This is a genomic window from Paenibacillus allorhizoplanae (assembly GCF_927798215.1).
Taxonomy (GTDB): Bacteria; Bacillota; Bacilli; order Paenibacillales; family NBRC-103111; genus Paenibacillus_E; species Paenibacillus_E allorhizoplanae.
In genome coordinates this window covers 120,577-137,614 of the sequence record NZ_CAKMMW010000006.1, presented here as the reverse complement: position 1 = coordinate 137,614, position 17,038 = coordinate 120,577, and the positions used below count along the sequence as shown (strand labels likewise).

Annotated in this window: 13 protein-coding genes; 5 read left to right on the top strand and 8 right to left on the bottom strand. The window is 45.3% G+C overall.

All coding sequences use genetic code 11. The features are described 5' to 3' along the window. The 5 genes from carB to pyrR all read right to left on the bottom strand — a co-directional run bounded on the left by carB (position 1) and on the right by pyrR (position 7,378). On the bottom strand, positions 1 to 3,210 hold the full coding sequence (gene carB, locus L6I86_RS12775) for a carbamoyl-phosphate synthase large subunit (RefSeq protein WP_236287585.1): 3,210 nt from the start codon (positions 3,208 to 3,210) through the stop codon (positions 1 to 3). Further along, on the bottom strand, positions 3,197 to 4,369 hold the full coding sequence (carA, locus tag L6I86_RS12770) for a glutamine-hydrolyzing carbamoyl-phosphate synthase small subunit (RefSeq protein ID WP_236287583.1): 1,173 nt from the start codon (positions 4,367 to 4,369) through the stop codon (positions 3,197 to 3,199). The genes carB and carA overlap by 14 nt, the downstream gene beginning before the upstream one ends. Before the next feature lie 182 nt (positions 4,370 to 4,551). Beyond that, positions 4,552 to 5,835, bottom strand: a complete 1,284-nt coding sequence (locus L6I86_RS12765) for a dihydroorotase (RefSeq protein ID WP_236287581.1) — start codon at positions 5,833 to 5,835, stop codon at positions 4,552 to 4,554. A gap of 89 nt (positions 5,836 to 5,924) precedes the next feature. Continuing rightward, positions 5,925 to 6,824 (bottom strand): aspartate carbamoyltransferase catalytic subunit, encoded by a 900-nt coding sequence (locus tag L6I86_RS12760; protein ID WP_420851882.1) that lies wholly within the window; start codon positions 6,822 to 6,824, stop codon positions 5,925 to 5,927. 5 nt (positions 6,825 to 6,829) lie between these two features. Further along, complete coding sequence (gene pyrR / locus L6I86_RS12755; RefSeq protein ID WP_056612614.1) at positions 6,830 to 7,378, bottom strand: bifunctional pyr operon transcriptional regulator/uracil phosphoribosyltransferase PyrR; 549 nt, start codon at positions 7,376 to 7,378, stop codon at positions 6,830 to 6,832. 398 nt (positions 7,379 to 7,776) lie between these two features. Between pyrR and L6I86_RS12750 the strand changes: the two genes are divergently transcribed. From L6I86_RS12750 to L6I86_RS12735, 4 genes are all read left to right on the top strand, one after another. Then, positions 7,777 to 9,501, top strand: a complete 1,725-nt coding sequence (locus L6I86_RS12750; RefSeq protein ID WP_236287577.1) for an ABC transporter ATP-binding protein — start codon at positions 7,777 to 7,779, stop codon at positions 9,499 to 9,501. Then, positions 9,498 to 11,378, top strand: a complete 1,881-nt coding sequence (locus tag L6I86_RS12745) for an ABC transporter ATP-binding protein (RefSeq protein WP_236287575.1) — start codon at positions 9,498 to 9,500, stop codon at positions 11,376 to 11,378. Before L6I86_RS12750 ends, L6I86_RS12745 begins: the two co-directional genes overlap by 4 nt. Positions 11,379 to 11,450: 72 nt before the next feature. Beyond that, on the top strand, positions 11,451 to 12,161 hold the full coding sequence (gene dapD, locus L6I86_RS12740) for a 2,3,4,5-tetrahydropyridine-2,6-dicarboxylate N-acetyltransferase (protein WP_056612620.1): 711 nt from the start codon (positions 11,451 to 11,453) through the stop codon (positions 12,159 to 12,161). Between the two features lie 27 nt (positions 12,162 to 12,188). Continuing rightward, positions 12,189 to 13,310, top strand: a complete 1,122-nt coding sequence (locus L6I86_RS12735) for an N-acetyldiaminopimelate deacetylase (protein ID WP_236287573.1) — start codon at positions 12,189 to 12,191, stop codon at positions 13,308 to 13,310. A 151-nt stretch (positions 13,311 to 13,461) separates the two neighbouring features. Here the strand turns inward: L6I86_RS12735 and L6I86_RS12730 are convergent, their stop codons facing one another. From L6I86_RS12730 to lspA, 3 genes are read right to left on the bottom strand one after another with little or no spacing between them, the layout of a single operon-like run. Next, a complete protein-coding gene (locus L6I86_RS12730; RefSeq protein WP_236287804.1) occupies positions 13,462 to 14,616 on the bottom strand; it encodes an aminotransferase A in 1,155 nt (384 codons plus the stop codon). 34 nt (positions 14,617 to 14,650) lie between these two features. Next, entirely contained in the window at positions 14,651 to 15,601 is a 951-nt protein-coding gene (locus tag L6I86_RS12725) for an RluA family pseudouridine synthase (protein WP_236287571.1), read from the bottom strand. Then, on the bottom strand, positions 15,576 to 16,094 hold the full coding sequence (lspA, locus tag L6I86_RS12720) for a signal peptidase II (RefSeq protein ID WP_056612699.1): 519 nt from the start codon (positions 16,092 to 16,094) through the stop codon (positions 15,576 to 15,578). Before lspA ends, L6I86_RS12725 begins: the two co-directional genes overlap by 26 nt. A 140-nt stretch (positions 16,095 to 16,234) precedes the next feature. On the opposite strand from lspA, the gene L6I86_RS12715 reads away from it, so the two are divergent. Further along, complete coding sequence (locus tag L6I86_RS12715; protein ID WP_236287569.1) at positions 16,235 to 16,972, top strand: TraR/DksA C4-type zinc finger protein; 738 nt, start codon at positions 16,235 to 16,237, stop codon at positions 16,970 to 16,972. Positions 16,973 to 17,038: the final 66 nt, after the last annotated feature.

The window sequence follows — 17,038 nt, the reverse complement described above, 5'->3', positions numbered from 1 at the left end:
TTAGACATGTATTGGCATTGCACGTGAGGAGAAGTTGATAGCTTCAAGCATATTCACTAGCGCTCTTACAGTATCAAGCGATGTCATACATACTACACCGTTCTCTACTGCTTCACGACGAATGCGGAAGCCGTCACGCTCAGGCGTTTTGCCCTTAGTCAATGTGTTCACGACGAACTGAGCATCACCACTGCGGATGAGGTCAAGAATGTTTGGTGAACCTTCACTAAGCTTGTTGACGGTTGTAACCGGAAGTCCTGCTTGAGCAATCGCTTCGGCAGTTCCACCTGTTGCAATGATTTTGTAACCTAGGCGATAGAAGCCTTTCAAGATTTCAATCGCTTCTTCTTTATCTTTATCCGCTACGGTTACCACGACGGAACCTGCAGCAGGGATCTTCATACCAGCACCGATGAGACCTTTGTACAGGGCTTTTGCAAAATTCACATCACGACCCATAACCTCACCAGTAGACTTCATTTCAGGTCCGAGTGTTGTATCTACACGGCGAAGCTTCGCGAAGGAGAACACTGGTACTTTGACAGATACGTATTTATCTTCTGGCCATAGACCACTTTGATAACCCATATCTGCTAGTGATTGACCCATGATTACGCGTGTTGCCACGTTCGCCATCGGAATGTTCGTCACTTTGCTTAAGAAAGGCACAGTTCTGGAAGAACGCGGGTTAACCTCGATCACATACACTTGATCGTTATGAATAACGAACTGGATGTTCACTAGACCCACAACGTTAAGCTCTAAACCGATTTTCGTCGTAATCTCGATGATTTGCTGCTTGATCTCATCGGAGATGGATTGTGGCGGATAGACCGCAATGGAGTCACCAGAGTGAACCCCTGCGCGTTCCACGTGTTCCATGATCCCTGGGATCAGAACTGTTTCTCTATCGCAGATTGCGTCAACCTCTACCTCTTTACCAAGCATGTATCGATCGATTAGAACCGGATGCTCAGGGTTGATTTTCACCGCATATTCCATGTAGCTCAGAAGCTCTTCATCGGAGTAGACGATTTCCATTGCGCGTCCACCAAGTACGTAGGAAGGACGAACGATAACCGGATATCCGAATTTCGCAGCTGTACCAACCGCTTGATCGACTGATGTTACTGTGCCGCCTGGAGGTTGAGCTACCGAAATTTTGCTAAGCAAAGCTTCGAATTTCTTACGATCTTCCGCTGTATCGATACTTTCTAGGTCAGAACCTAGGATACGTACGCCAGCTTTGTGTAATGGTGCTGCCAAGTTGATTGCCGTTTGGCCACCGAATTGAACGATAACCCCGATTGGTTGCTCACGCTCAATTACGTTCATAACATCTTCGAAGAACAATGGTTCGAAGTACAAACGATCCGATGTATTAAAATCTGTTGAAACTGTTTCTGGGTTATTGTTGATAATAACCGCTTCGTAACCAGCCGCTTGAATCGCCCATACCGCATGAACGGTGGAGTAATCGAACTCAATCCCTTGACCGATACGAATTGGACCCGATCCTAGAACAACAACTTTTTCTTTCGTCGTTTCTGTTACTTCATCTTCTTGCTCATATGTGGAGTAGTAGTATGGTGTTGAAGCTTCGAATTCAGCCGCACAGGTATCTACCATTTTGTAAACGGGCTTGATGTTGTTTTGCAAACGGAAAGTTCTTACGTCTGCTTCTTTCGTGAAAGTCGAGCAACCTGCCAATGTACGAATTTCCGCTACAGCACGGTCTGTGAAGCCTTTACGCTTAATTTCGAAAATAAGCTCAGCTGTCAAATCCTTCGCTGCAATTTCCTTTTCATACGCAATAAGTGCACTTAATTTGTTCAAGAACCACCAGTCAATTTTCGTCAAATTTTGCAGTGTTTCCACGGTATAACCTCTGCGGAATGCTTCTGCTAGTAAGAAGATACGCTCGTCATCTGGTTTTACCAAACGCAGCTCTAATGTTTCTTTATCTAGTAAATCCGTTTCTTTCAAGAACAAGCGGTGAACACCGATTTCTAGGGAACGAATCGCTTTTTGAATGGACTCTTCAAATGTACGTCCAATTGCCATAACTTCGCCAGTCGCTTTCATTTGTGTGCCTAGCTTACGGTTAGCTGCAGTAAATTTATCGAACGGCCAGCGTGGAATCTTGGATACGATGTAATCAAGTGCTGGTTCGAAGCAAGCATAGGTTTGACCTGTAACTGGGTTAACGAGTTCATCAAGTGTGTAACCAATCGCAATTTTCGCTGCCATTTTCGCAATTGGATAGCCAGTTGCTTTGGAAGCAAGCGCCGAAGAGCGACTTACACGCGGGTTAACTTCGATAACATAATATTGGAAGCTATGTGGATCAAGTGCGTATTGAACGTTACATCCGCCTTCGATGTTCAGAGCACGAATGATTTTCAAGGAAGCGGAACGAAGCATTTGGTACTCACGGTCCGACAATGTTTGGCTTGGTGCTACTACGATACTGTCGCCTGTATGTACGCCAACTGGATCAAAGTTCTCCATGTTACACACAACGATACAGTTGTCGTTCGCATCACGCATAACTTCATACTCGACTTCTTTCATACCCGCGATACTGCGCTCTACGAGACACTGACCGATTGGGCTGTAACGAATACCGGAAGCAACGATTTCCACTAGTTCTTCCATCGTGTTACAAATACCGCCGCCTGTTCCACCTAGCGTGTAAGCAGGACGAATGATGATTGGGAAGCCGATTTCATTAGCAAAATCAACCGCTTGCGCTACTGTCGTTACGATAACGCTATCTGGTACTGGCTGTTCTAGTTCTCTCATCAAGTCTCTGAAAAGGTCACGATCTTCTGCTTTCTCAATCGCAGTAAGCTGTGTTCCTAGAAGCTTAACGTTCTCGCTTTCTAGTACGCCTGCACGAGCAAGTTCAACTGCCATATTAAGACCCGTTTGTCCACCTAGAGTTGGAAGCAAACCATCGGGACGCTCTTGACGAATGATTTGCGTAACGAACTCAAGCGTGATCGGCTCGATATATACTTTGTCAGCCATATTCGTATCTGTCATGATCGTAGCTGGGTTGCTGTTGATCAGGATGACTTCCATGCCTTCTTCTTTCAATGCTTGGCAAGCTTGCGTACCAGCGTAGTCGAACTCCGCCGCTTGACCAATAACGATCGGTCCGGAACCGATAACGAGAATCTTTTTGAGTGTATTATTTTTTGGCATATTGCAGTTCCTCCTTCACAGATGTCGATGCCGTGGAAGCATTCCACTGAGCAAGCATTTGCGCTTGGCGCGGCTGCTGTGGGTTATCTAGTTTGTGCTGACGAATCAGCGAGATGAAATCATCGAACAGGTAGCTGGAGTCGAATGGTCCAGGTGCTGCCTCTGGGTGATATTGAACCGAGAAAGCTGGGTATTGCTTATGACGTAAGCCTTCGATCGTGCGATCGTTATTATTAATGTGTGTCACTTCAAGGTTCGTTCCTTGGATGGAATCTTCCTTAACCGTGTAGCCATGGTTTTGCGATGTAATGTAGCAACGTCCGGAGATCAAATCTTTAACCGGGTGGTTACCGCCGCGATGACCGAATTTCAATTTATCTGTATCGGCGCCGCAAGCAAGTGCGAACAATTGGTGCCCCAAGCAAATTCCGAATAATGGAATGTCGCCAAGCAAGCCTTTAATCATTTCAACTGCGTGTGGAACATCCTTCGGATCCCCAGGGCCGTTAGAAAGCAAGACGCCATCTGGTGCTAAGCGACGAATTTGTTCAGCTGTTGCATTTTGTGGAACAACCACAACATCGCAATCGCGCTTGCTGAGATCACGGATGATGCCGCTTTTTGCGCCGAAATCCACAAGAACTATACGTTCTTTGTGCCCAGGAGCACCGAATACACTTTTCGTGGACACACGGGAAACTTGATCCGTCATAAGCGGTGTGTTTTTAAGAGTTGCCATCAATTCTTCTACGGATTTATTCGACGTTGTGATGATACTTTTCATAACGCCATAATGACGAAGTTTGCGAGTCAACATACGTGTATCGATGCCGCTGATTCCTACGATCCCGTATTCTTTCAACAGGCTGCCTAGCGTGTATTGTGCTCTCCAGTTACTTGGAATTTCTTCATGCTCACGCACAACGAAACCATGGATAAAAGGACGTACGGACTCGAAATCATCACGAATCACTCCGTAGTTCCCTACCAATGGATATGTCATTGTTACGATTTGTCCACAATATGAAGGGTCCGAAAGCACCTCTTGATAACCTGTCATTCCTGTATTGAATACAACCTCGCCGACGGATTCACCTTCACTACCGAACGATTTACCTGTAAAAAGAGTGCCGTCTTCCAGCAACAATCTTGCCTGCATGTTCTTTCAACTCCTTCGCTATTGTCAGGCGGTTCTCACGAACCGCAGATGTCATGCTTCCATGTAATGATTCAAGGACTTGCATAAAGATTAATCTTTCTGTATAAATATACACGATTTTAACGCAATCGTATAGATGCTTCACGTGATTTAGGCCTTAAAATTAAGGCTATTTATTGAACTTAGGAGTATACAACTTTACCCGAAGCAATCGTGACAATCGGCCAGCCCTGCAGCTCCCAACCGATGAACGGGGTGTTCTTGCTGCGTGAAATGATCTCTTCTTTCAGAACGGCTTTCGTTGTATCAAGATCAACGATCGTAATGTCTGCCGCGCTGCCCACCTCTAAAGTTCCGTATGGAAGACCGAATACGTCAGCAGGCTTTTTGGTCATGCGATCCACTAGGAAACCAAGTGTCCATTTGCCTGTAAGTACAAATTTCGTATACAGCAAGGAGAAAGCAGTTTCGAATCCAAGGATTCCGAATGGTGCCATCATCATGCCTTTGGCTTTCTCTTCTTCGGTATGTGGCGCATGGTCTGTCACGATAATGTCGATCGTGCCATCTTCCAACGCTTCGATAACAGCCTGTACATCACGAGGTGTGCGAAGCGGCGGGTTCATCTTCCAGTTCGCGTCCATCCCTGGAATGTCTTCTTCTGAAAGAAGCAGATGATGCGGGCAAACCTCAGCAGTTACCTTGATGCCGAACTGTTTGGCATGACGGATCAAACGAACCGACTGCTCTGTGCTGACGTGACATACATGGTAGTGTACCCCAGTTGCTTCCGCTAGCAATACGTCGCGGCCAACATGAATCGCTTCGGATTCATTCGGGATACCTTTCAAGCCATGCTTGGTCGCGAAAGTACCTTCGTTTACTGGCGCTCCTACAACCAATGTGTCATCTTCGCAGTGTGCGATGATTGGCATACCGAGTGATGCGGCAAGTGCCATGGCATCCTTCATCATTTGCGCGCTTTGAACCCCTACGCCATCGTCCGTGTACCCGATAACACCAGCTTCTTTCAATGCTGCGAAGTCAGTCAGTTCACGGCCAAGCTCGTTCTTCGTAATCGTACCGTAAGGAATGACGCGTACAACACCTTCTGTTGCTGCTTTATCTAATATGTAATTTACCGTATCTACGGTATCAATAACCGGTCTTGTATTTGGCATGCAAGCAATCGTAGTAAAACCGCCCCTTGCCGCAGAACGTGTTCCAGTTGCAATGTTCTCTTTATGTTCGAAGCCAGGTTCTCTCAAATGCACGTGCATATCAATGAAACCAGGTGATACAAGCTTGCCACCAGCGTCAATGACTTCATGGCCCGCTGTTTGCGGAATTTCACCATTAGAAGTATCAATAACCTGTGCAATTTTATCATTTTCGACTAAAACATGTTTCTTCGTTTGTACATTATTCGCATCAACGGTTAGTCCGTTTAGAATCCAAATTCCCATTGTGATATTGTCCTCCTAGTATTCGTTTGGGGTCCCCGCAAAGTAATCGGCATCAACTTCAGAGCTTGGCTTCACTTTATGGGGTGTTTTTATGATAAAGCTCGTTCAATGACAGCCATACGAATCGGCACGCCATGAGCAATTTGTGTAAAGATCTTGGACTTCTCATGTTCCACGAGTTCATCATCTAGTTCCACATTGCGATTCACTGGAGCTGGATGCATGATGATCGCATGAGGAGCCATGCGGCTTGCACGTTCTACAGTTAAGCCATATTGTGCGCGATATTCTTCAGCTGAGTTCAGCAACCCTGTGTCATGACGTTCTAATTGCACTCGAAGCATCATTACGACATCAGCTTTCAAAGCCTCTTCGAAGGACACATACGGTGCGAACTGTGCCAACTCTGGAGCCTGCATACTTGCAGGAGCACAGAATTGAACCTTCGCTCCCAAGGCGATTAAGCCCCAGAGGTTCGAGCGAGCAACGCGGCTGTGAAGAATGTCTCCGATGATGGAGACCGTCAAACCTTTGATAGCGCCGAATTGCTTGCGCATTGTATAGAAATCAAGCAACGCTTGCGTTGGATGCTCGTTATTGCCGTCCCCTGCGTTGATGAGCGGGATTTTGATTGTCTCAGCTAGCTCTTGCAGCACACCATTAGGCTTTAGTCGAATCACACCAGCATCAATCCCCATGGATTCAAGCGTGCGAACTGTGTCGTAGATGGACTCGCCTTTTTGAACACTGGATTCTGCCGCGGAGAAATTCAGGACATCTGCACCAAGGCGCTTTTCTGCAAGTTCAAAGGAGAAGCGAGTCCTTGTACTATTTTCAAAAAATAAGTTGGATACGAATTTGCCTTGGAATTGGTTATTCACTTTGTTAGGGCTTTGTTCCCAATGGGCTGCACGATCCAGAATGCTTGTGATCTCCTCTGCACTAACGCCTTTCAGTCCCAAGAAATGTCTAGTTGTATATGTGCTCACGCTACTCACTCCTGTTTCCCCCTTTGGATAATAACTTCATCTTTATCATCAATTTCCGTTAACATCACTTCAATGCTCTCACTCTTGGACGTCGGTACATTCTTGCCCACATAATCAGGACGGATTGGAAGCTCCCTATGCCCTCTGTCTACAAGGACAGCCAGTTGAATCATTTGCGGTCTGCCTAAGTCAATTAGCGCATCCATCGCGGCTCTTACCGTTCTGCCGGTATACAGCACATCATCGAAAAGGATGATTTTGCGATCTTGGATTTGCATTTTGCCACCTTCTTGCACGTTCTCCACCGATCTGACTTTCACGCGATCATCGCGATACGACGTGATGTCAATCTCTCCCACTGGAATCGGTACGCCTTCAATTTCTAGAATCCGTTCTGCTACTCGCTTCGCTAAGTAAATGCCTCGGGTCCGAATACCAATCAAGGTACAATTCTCTACACCTTTATTCTTTTCCAGTATCTCGTGTGCAATCCGCGTAAGTGCTCTGCGAATTCCCATTTCATCAATAATGGTGTGTTCGGTGGTCTCATTCATCGTTTTCGCCTCCTGGCTAAACTATCTTCGTCAGCATTCACATACGTTTTCTGGTGGTAAAACCAAAAAACTCCTTGCCCAATTCTTGGCAAGGAGTTTACGAGTGCATAAAGAGATAGAGCGGGGCTGTAGGATGCGCACATCCGTAAGCTTACTGAATTCTCGATTCAGTATTACCCGACTTTTCTTATCGTTTTACCTTGCCAGCCTCTCTGGACTGTTTTTAAAGGCACATATGTAATTAAAAGAATTATGCCACTTTCGACAGGATAAGTCAATGTTTTTTGATCTTCTTTTTTTGAGCAAAATCAAGACCATGTGTTATAATTTACATATAAACTCGCTTTTCCACCTAGGAAATTCCAATTCATCGAGGTTACAAAAATAAGGAGGAAACTATGTTCAAATTGTTTAGGTATTTGAAGCCTTACCGGGTTTCCGTGGTTGCAATCATTACATTAATGTTATTGCAATCGCTTGCTCAGCTGTACTTACCAACTTTACTTGCAGACATTGTAGATGTCGGGGTAGTGAAAGGTGATGTAAGCTACATTCTACGATTTGGCGCTTATATGCTGCTAGTCGCCATGGGAGGCATGGTCTGTGTCATGGTGGCCAGCTATTTGCTCGCTAAGACGGCAACCGGCTTTGGTAGAGATCTACGCCGTAAGCTCTTCTCTCATGTCGAGAGCTTCTCCTTGCATGAATTCGATAAGCTTGGAACGTCTTCCTTGATTACTAGAACAACAAATGATATCGCACAGGTACAACAATTAGTTGTCATGATGCGAATGTTCATTGGTGTACCTACCATGCTCATTGGTGGTGTCATTATGGCATCGTACAAAGATACGAATCTCGCAATTGTCCTTTATGCTGTAATCCCCATCCTTGTCCTTGTTATTGCAGTTATCATGCGTAAGAGTTTACCTTTATTTAAAACCTTGCAAATTAAAATCGATGGCATCAATCTTGTTCTGCGCGAACATTTAACGGGTATACGTGTCATCCGCGCTTTTAACCGCTCGGGTCATGAGAAAACGAAATTCGAACGAGCCAATCAAGACTTCACGCAGACTGCCATCAAAGTCAACACGATCATGGCTACGATGATGCCGATCATGATGCTTGTTTTTAATCTCGGCATTGTTGTTATCCTTTGGTATGGCGGCATTCGTATTGATAACAATCAGATGCAAATTGGAGATTTGATGGCTTTCATCCAATATGCGATGCAAATTATGTTCAGCATGTTTATGATGACCATGATATTCATGATGATTCCACGAGCTTCCGCTTCCGCTGTACGTATTAATGAAGTCCTTGCCATTCAGTCCAACATACATAATGCAGACAACGCACAAACACTCCATGAGGACCAAACCGTGGTTGAATTCAATCATGTAACTTTCAGTTATCCTGGTGCCGAGCAGCCCGCTATTCACGATATTTCATTCCGTGCTAAACCTGGAGAGGTAACAGCAATAATTGGAGGAACCGGTTCCGGCAAAACGACGCTCATCAATTTATTACTGCGATTCTATGATGTGGAGTCCGGTGCAATAACGTTGAATGGCCAGCCGCTACCTTCCCTTTCCTTGGAGAGTGTTCGGAATCAAATCGGCTATGTGCCACAGAAGGCTGTCCTATTCTCAGGTACAATTGCGGATAACCTCCGATTCGGCAATGATGACGCCACAGATGAAGAGCTTTCCGCTGCAGCTTCTACAGCACAAGCTGCTGACTTCATCCAAGGTATGAAAGATAACTTCCAAGCTACGCTCGCACAAGGTGGTACTAATCTATCAGGTGGTCAGAAGCAACGCCTTGCCATTGGACGAGCACTTGCACGTAAACCGAACATTTATATTTTCGATGACAGCTTCTCTGCCCTTGATTTCAAAACTGATGCTAAGCTTCGCGCTGCGCTTAAATCAGAAACTGCACGAGCTACTATGATTATTGTCGCTCAACGTGTGAGCACTATTATGGATGCGAGTCAAATTATCGTTTTAGATGAAGGAAGAATCGCAGGTATAGGTACGCATAGTGAGCTTATGAGAACCTGTGAGGTTTATCAAGAAATTGTTGCTTCTCAGCTATCAGAGGAGGAAAGTGCATGAGTGAGAAACCCAAAGAACCACAGCGACCCGCAGCTGGCATGAATCAAGGTTTTATGGGTCGTGGCGGAATGGCTGGCATGGGGATGCCTGTCCAGAAGGCGAAGAATTTTAAAGGTACTCTGAAGAGACTCATGACTTATATGCAGCCTTTTCGTGTGTCCATATCCTTTGTACTCCTAGCAGCTATATTAAGCACATTATTTAGTATAATTAGCCCAAAATTAATGGGTAACGCAGTTACGAAGTTATCTGAAGGTGCTATCGGCAAGATGAAAGGCATCGCAGGTGCCAAAATTGATTTTGATGCGATCCTACAAATCGTACTAATCCTTGCTGCCCTCTATATTTTTAGCTCCATATTATTGTATATCCAACAACAAATCATGGTAAAAGTTACGCAGCGCATTGTCTTCAATCTACGCCTAGATATTAGTGAGAAGCTAACGCGTGTTCCACTCTCCTTCTTTGATGCAAGAAGTCATGGCGACACCATGAGCCGTGCTACGAATGATGTGGACACGATCAGTTCCACGATGCAGCAAAGCTTGACGCAGTTGATTACGTCCGTTGTCACGTTAATAGGGATCATTATCATGATGCTGACTATAAGTCCTCTGCTCACATTAGCTACTATTGTTACCCTGCCGCTCAGCATATTAGGAACCAAAATGATTGCTACCCGCTCTCAGAAATATTTCAAAGGGCAGCAACGAACGATTGGCGAGCTCAATGGGCATGTCGAAGAAATGTATACAGGACATACGATCGTTAAAGCTTTTGGAAGAGAAAAGCAATCCGTTGATAAATTCAATGAAATTAATGATCGGCTGTATCATTCTGGATGGAAAGCACAGTTTATTTCAGGTCTTATCTTTCCTTTGATGTCCTTTATCGGGAATATTGGTTATGTACTCGTTAGTGTCATCGGTGGCATCATGGTTACTCATAACGCCATTAAAATAGGCGACGTTCTCGCCTTCATTCAATATTCAGGTCAATTTGGCATGCCGATCACTCAAGTCGCAAATATCGCGAATGTGATTCAGTCTACGATCGCAGCTGCAGAGCGCATTTTCGAATTATTAGATGAGACTGAAGAAGTTTTGGAGAACAAAGTGACGGATTCCGTTACTCATGTGAAGGGGCATGTCCAGTTCGAAGATGTTTCCTTCGCCTACAAAACAGATACACCGCTTATCGCCAACATGAACATCGATGTAAAGCCAGGGCAAACCGTTGCGATCGTTGGACCCACTGGCGCAGGGAAAACAACGATAGTCAACCTGCTCATGCGTTTCTATGAATTACAGAGTGGACGAATTTCCATCGATGGTGTCGACTCGCGGAATATGACTCGCAGTCATCTTCGTGGGCTATTCGGTATGGTACTGCAGGATACTTGGCTCTTTAACGGTACCATCCGCGACAATATTGCTTATGGTCGTCATGGCGCTACCGAGGAGGAGATTATTGAGGCTGCACGCGCGGCTTATGCAGATCATTTCATACGAACACTGCCGGATGGGTATGATACGATTTTGAATGAGGAAGCGTCCAATCTATCCCATGGTCAAAAGCAATTACTCACCATTGCTCGTGCGGTTCTCGCTGATCCTCCGATATTGATACTTGATGAAGCAACGAGCAGTGTTGATACACGGACGGAAGTGTCTATTCAACGAGCTATGAACAATTTGATGGCAAATCGCACTAGTTTCGTCATTGCCCATCGGTTATCCACGATCCGAGAAGCTGATCTTATTCTAGTAATGAATCAAGGAACTGTCATTGAACAAGGTACTCATGGCGAGTTGCTCGAACAGCAAGGTTTCTATGCTGAACTCTATCAGAGTCAATTTGCGCAAAAAGCTGTGTGAAACAGATTGGCTCAAACGCCTCCTTTCTGCTAATATAGGAGAGTCAATCATAAATTTGAAGGAGATGTCACCATGTCTGAAATGAATACCCTAGAAATTATCCAGTTTATTAAAGAAAGCAAAAAGAAAACTCCGGTGAAAGTATATGTAAAAGGAAACCTTGATGGTCTTGAATTCGGCGAAGGCAGTCAATCCTTTATCACTGGCGGAAGCGGAGTCGTTTTCGGGGAGTGGAGCGTACTTCAACCAATTCTAGAAGCTAACAAAGATAAAGTTGTTGATTTCGTAGTTGAAAACGATCGTCGTAACTCTGCGATTCCTATGCTAGATTTGAAACACATCAATGCTCGCATCGAGCCAGGTGCAGTTATTCGCGATAAAGTACATATCGGCGATAACGCGATTATTATGATGGGCGCGCTTATCAACATCGGTGCTTCCGTTGGTGATGGCACAATGATCGACATGAACGCTGTTCTTGGCGGACGTGCACAAGTAGGTAAAATGTGTCACATTGGCGCTGGCGCTGTTGTAGCTGGTGTTATCGAGCCACCTTCTGCTCAACCTTGTGTGATCGAAGATGACGTTCTTGTTGGCGCTAACGCGGTTATCCTAGAAGGCGTACGCATCGGTAAAGGTTCAGTTGTAGCAGCAGGCGCTATCGTAACGCAAGATGTTGAAGAGTACACAGTGGTTGCAGGTGCACCTGCTCGCGTTATCAAGAAAGTAGACGACAAAACGAAATCCAAAACCGAAATTCTAGCAGACCTACGTACCCTATAAGGTGAACTAGATCTGGAGGAAATCGTTATGCTTAGCCCTTTTGTAGAGCTGCGACGTCAGCTTCATCAAATCCCGGAGCCGGGATTTCAAGAGTTCAAAACGCAACAACTTCTTCTTGAGCAATTGGCCAAGCTGCCGCAGGATCGTCTGACGATCCGTACATGGCGTACGGGCATTCTAGTTTATATCAAAGGCTTAAACCCTAGCAAGCGCTTTGGCTATCGTGCCGATATGGACGGGCTTCCTATTACGGAAGAGACCACTCTTCCCTTCCCCTCTCAGCATCCAGGCTATATGCATGCGTGCGGGCATGATTTTCACATGTCTATCGGGATTGGCGTTGTGACACACTTCACAGAGAATCCTATGAAGGATGATCTTGTCGTGTTGTTCCAGCCAGCTGAAGAAGGTCCTGGCGGTGCATTACCTATGCTAGCTGCAGAGGAATTGCAAGATTGGATGCCAGACCAAATGGTTGCACTCCATATTGCACCAGAGTATCCGGTCGGTACAATTGCTGTCAGACCTGAAATCTTGTTCGCCAATACATCAGAGCTGTTCATTGATTTGCTTGGAAAAGGCGGCCATGCGGCCTACCCGCATCAAGCGAATGATATGATCATCGCGGCAACGCAAATGGTTGGGCAGCTTCAAACCATCGTATCCCGAAACGTGAATCCGCTGGATTCCGCCGTGATTACGATTGGCAAAATGGAAGCTGGAACGAAGCAGAACATAATCGCGGAGAAGGCTCGCTTAGAGGGTACGATTCGCACATTATCTGCTGCTTCCATGAACAAGATCAAGGGGCGCATCGAAGGGGTTGCCGCGGGCATTGAAGCTTCTTTCGAATGCCAAGTCACCATTGACTGGGGCTCTAATTATCGGCAAGTGTACAATGATCCAGCATTAACCGTGGAATTCATGAACTGGCTTCGTGGACGTGATAACGTTACGTTGTTCGAGTGTACAGAAGCCATGACCGGCGAAGACTTTGGTTACTTCTTGGAGAAAATCCCTGGCTTTATGTTCTGGTTAGGCGTGGATACACCGCATGGCTTGCATAACGCCAAACTTGATCCGGATGAGCGTGCCATCGATGTAGCTATCGATACGATTACGGCATACCTGCGATATAAGTCTAGCTAATATGAAAAAGCCTCTCGATCAACCACTGGGTTGATTGGGGAGGCTTTTTTCGTATGTTGGATGTATAGCCACATTGCACCGGCTCAGTTCATCGCTGCTCTTGAATCTCACTTATAAAAAAACCACCGCTGCTACCAGCGATGGTTCCCTTCTACAACTTGCTTACAAATCTCTCAAGTCGATCCAACGATTGCTCCAGCACATCCTGTGCATAGGCATATGAAATCCGGATATAACCTTCCCCGTATGAAGTGAAGGCATCTCCTGGCACGACTGCAACATGCTCTTCATGCAGCAGTCTCATCGCAAACTCTTGCGAGGATAAGCCGAATTTTGCAATAGACGGGAACAAGTAGAACGCGCCATCCGGCTTATCTAGCTCAATCCCCATTGCATTCAAACGATCGTAGACATAATCCCGACGGGCTACATAAGCTTCACGCATCGGAAGTGCATCGTCAATCCCTATCGTCAACGCCTCCAAGGCTGCATACTGACTTACTGAGCTAGCACAGGTCACATTATACTGGTGAACCTTCACCATGTGCGCTGTGAGGTACGCAGGAGCCAATGTAAAGCCTACACGCCAGCCTGTCATGGCATGAGACTTGGACAAGCCATTAATGACAATTGTCTTATCGCGCAACTTACCGACTGTCGCAATGGAACGATGTTGCACACCATATACCAATTCGCTATAGATTTCGTCGGATAAAATAAATAGCTCCCGATCTGCCAATAATTCGGCCAAATCAGCAATTTCCTTCTCCGTGAGCACCTGACCTGTCGGGTTAGACGGATAACAAAGAATGACACAGCGTGTATTCTCTGTTAGATAAGGTTCCAATAGCTCAGCTGTTAATTTTAATCCATTCTCCCTTGTATCCACATAGACAGGAACGCCACCAGCTAAGTGAATTAAAGGCTCATAACCAGGATAAATCGGAGCCGGAATGATAACTTCAGCACCTGGTGTCAAAATGGTTCGCAACGTGATATCAACCGCTTGACTAGCACCTGCTGTGACGATAATCTCATCAGCCGCGCGATAATCCTGGCCATACTTGACCTTCACAAAGTTAGAAACAGCTTCTCTAAGTTCGATTAAACCAGGGTTTTGCGTATAGACCGTTTTGTTTTGGTCCAATGCTCTTTGTCCCGCTTCGATGATATGCCGCGGCGTAGGGAAATCAGGTTGCCCAATCGTTAAGGTCAAAGCTCCCGGAATCGTACTGACTAGGTTCGAAATTTTACGAATACCTGATATTTGAATATCTTTTACTTGCGGGTTAATCAAATGCTCCAACACTATTAGCTCTCCTCTCTCCCTTGAACAAGAACTATGTTGTCCGTATCGTTGATATTAGGTTCTCCATATCAGGTGGAATTGGCGCTTCAAACTGCATCCATTCCCCTGTTCGCGGGTGTTTAAAGCCCAGAATCGCCGCATGTAAGGCTTGACCATCCATCAACATACCTTTGCTCTTACCATACATCGGATCCCCAACTAACGGATGGCCAATGAATTTCATGTGTACACGGATTTGGTGCGTACGACCTGTTTCCAGCTTTAACTCTACTAAAGTAAAGTCACCAAATCGTTCGAGAACAACGAAGTGCGTTACCGCGGTTTTACTATTTTTCTCCGTAACGGTATACATCTTACGATCATGAGAATCGCGTCCAATCGGCGCATCGATCGTCCCTTGATCATGTTGAATATATCCGTGAACCAAAGCAATGTACTTGCGGTTGACGGTATGTGCCTTCAATTGCTCTGCAAGGCTAGCGTGAGCCTTATCATTTTTGGCAGACATAATTAAGCCTGAAGTATCCTTGTCAATTCGATGCACAATACCTGGCCGAAGCTCACCATTAATGCCGGATAAGTCCTTGCAGTGGTACATTAACGCATTTACTAAGGTACCCGAGTAATGTCCCGGCGCAGGATGAACGACGAGTCCTCGCTGTTTATTAATGACGATCACATCGCTGTCCTCGTACACAACATTTAGAGGGATGTTTTCGGCCAGCAACTCCACACCTTGAGGCTCTGGAATCACTAGCGCAATCACATCTTGTAAGGACAATTTATAATTGGGCTTTACTGCTTTCCCATTCACCTTAACATGACCATCTTTGACCCATTGCTGGACAAGTGTGCGAGAAATATCTTCTTCCAACGCTTCTGTAATAAACTTATCAATCCGTTCGTTGGCATATTGATTTTCTACTGTCCATTCAATTGGCTCTTGCATCACGGACTCAGGTGAGGTCTGGTTTGTGTTCATGTGTTGCTCCTTTTTTTTCTTTTCGTGAAGCTAGAATCGACTCAATAAAGATCAGGATAACCCCGACAACGATGCAAGAATCCGCTACATTGAAAATAGGGAAGATGTAATCGACTTCTTTGCCGAAAAAGTTAAAATCGAATGTAAACTGGAAGAAATCCACTACTTCTGCAAATAAGGCACGGTCAACGAAATTGCCGAATGCGCCTCCAAAAAGTAAACACAATGCGAACGGTAACAACACTTTGCCTTCACGAATGGTCCGTTGCATGTACCAAATAATACCGCACAGCACGAGAATCGTTACAATGATGAAAAACCATCGTTGATTTTGTAAAATACCGAAGGCCGCACCACGGTTGCGATGGGATGTAATCATAAAAAAATCACCAATGACAGGACGTTCTTCCCCAAGCGGAACTTTTTTCACAATGATCCATTTTGTAACTTGATCTAGAATGAATGCAAGAAGTGCATACAGGTAATATTTCAAATATTTCATCTAAGAGTACCTCCTACATTTGTGAAAAGCTTGTACATTCCTTTTTTTCAAGGAATTACCTCACTAAAAAAAGCGGTCTATCGGCATCATAAACGGTATGAATGAGCTGTTAGAAGGGAGCTGTATGACCTATGAGCCATTTAACCGATGAGCAATTACAATCCTTATATGTACAACTGTTGGAGGAAAAGGTTGCACTTGAAAAGCACTTCGCTTCGAATGATCAATTTGGACTCGCAAATTCATTCTCAGATTCCATAGGCGAGCTCTCCATGTATGATAATCATCCCGGGGATATCGGGTCCGAAGTTTTTGAACGAGCCAAAGATATTTCGCTTAATGAACACGCGGAGATGCATTTACAACAAGTCAATGAAGCTTTAGCACGTATGGAAAGTGGCGAATATGGCATTTGTGTTTTTAGCCATCAACCCATACCGTATGAACGCCTAGAAGCCATTCCAACAACTTTATACAGCATTGAACATGTCCCTGATCCCGACCAATCGTTCCGGCGCCCTGTTGAAGAGCAGGTTCTTTACCCGCCGTTCGGGCGTACTAGCTTCGATGAGAAAAACAACGAAACCGAATTTGACGGTGAAGATGCCTGGCAAATCGTTGAAAGCTGGGGAACCTCAAATACCCCCGCTTTCGCAGAAAGCAACCAAGTCGAAAGCTACAATGACATGTACATTGAAGCCGACGAGTTGGAAGGCTATGTAGAGTCATTCGAAAGCTTTGTAGCCACTGATCTCTATGGTGAACATGTGACCATTGTACGAAGTAAAGCTTACAACGAGTATATGCACAGCGATGAAGGCGACCCTTTTCTTGAACCCGAAAGAACTGCCGATTTAGACGATGAATAAATACAATAAATGACCCTGATTAAAAACAGGACAAACGAGCTTCGCATTTCGCGCAAGCTCGTTTGG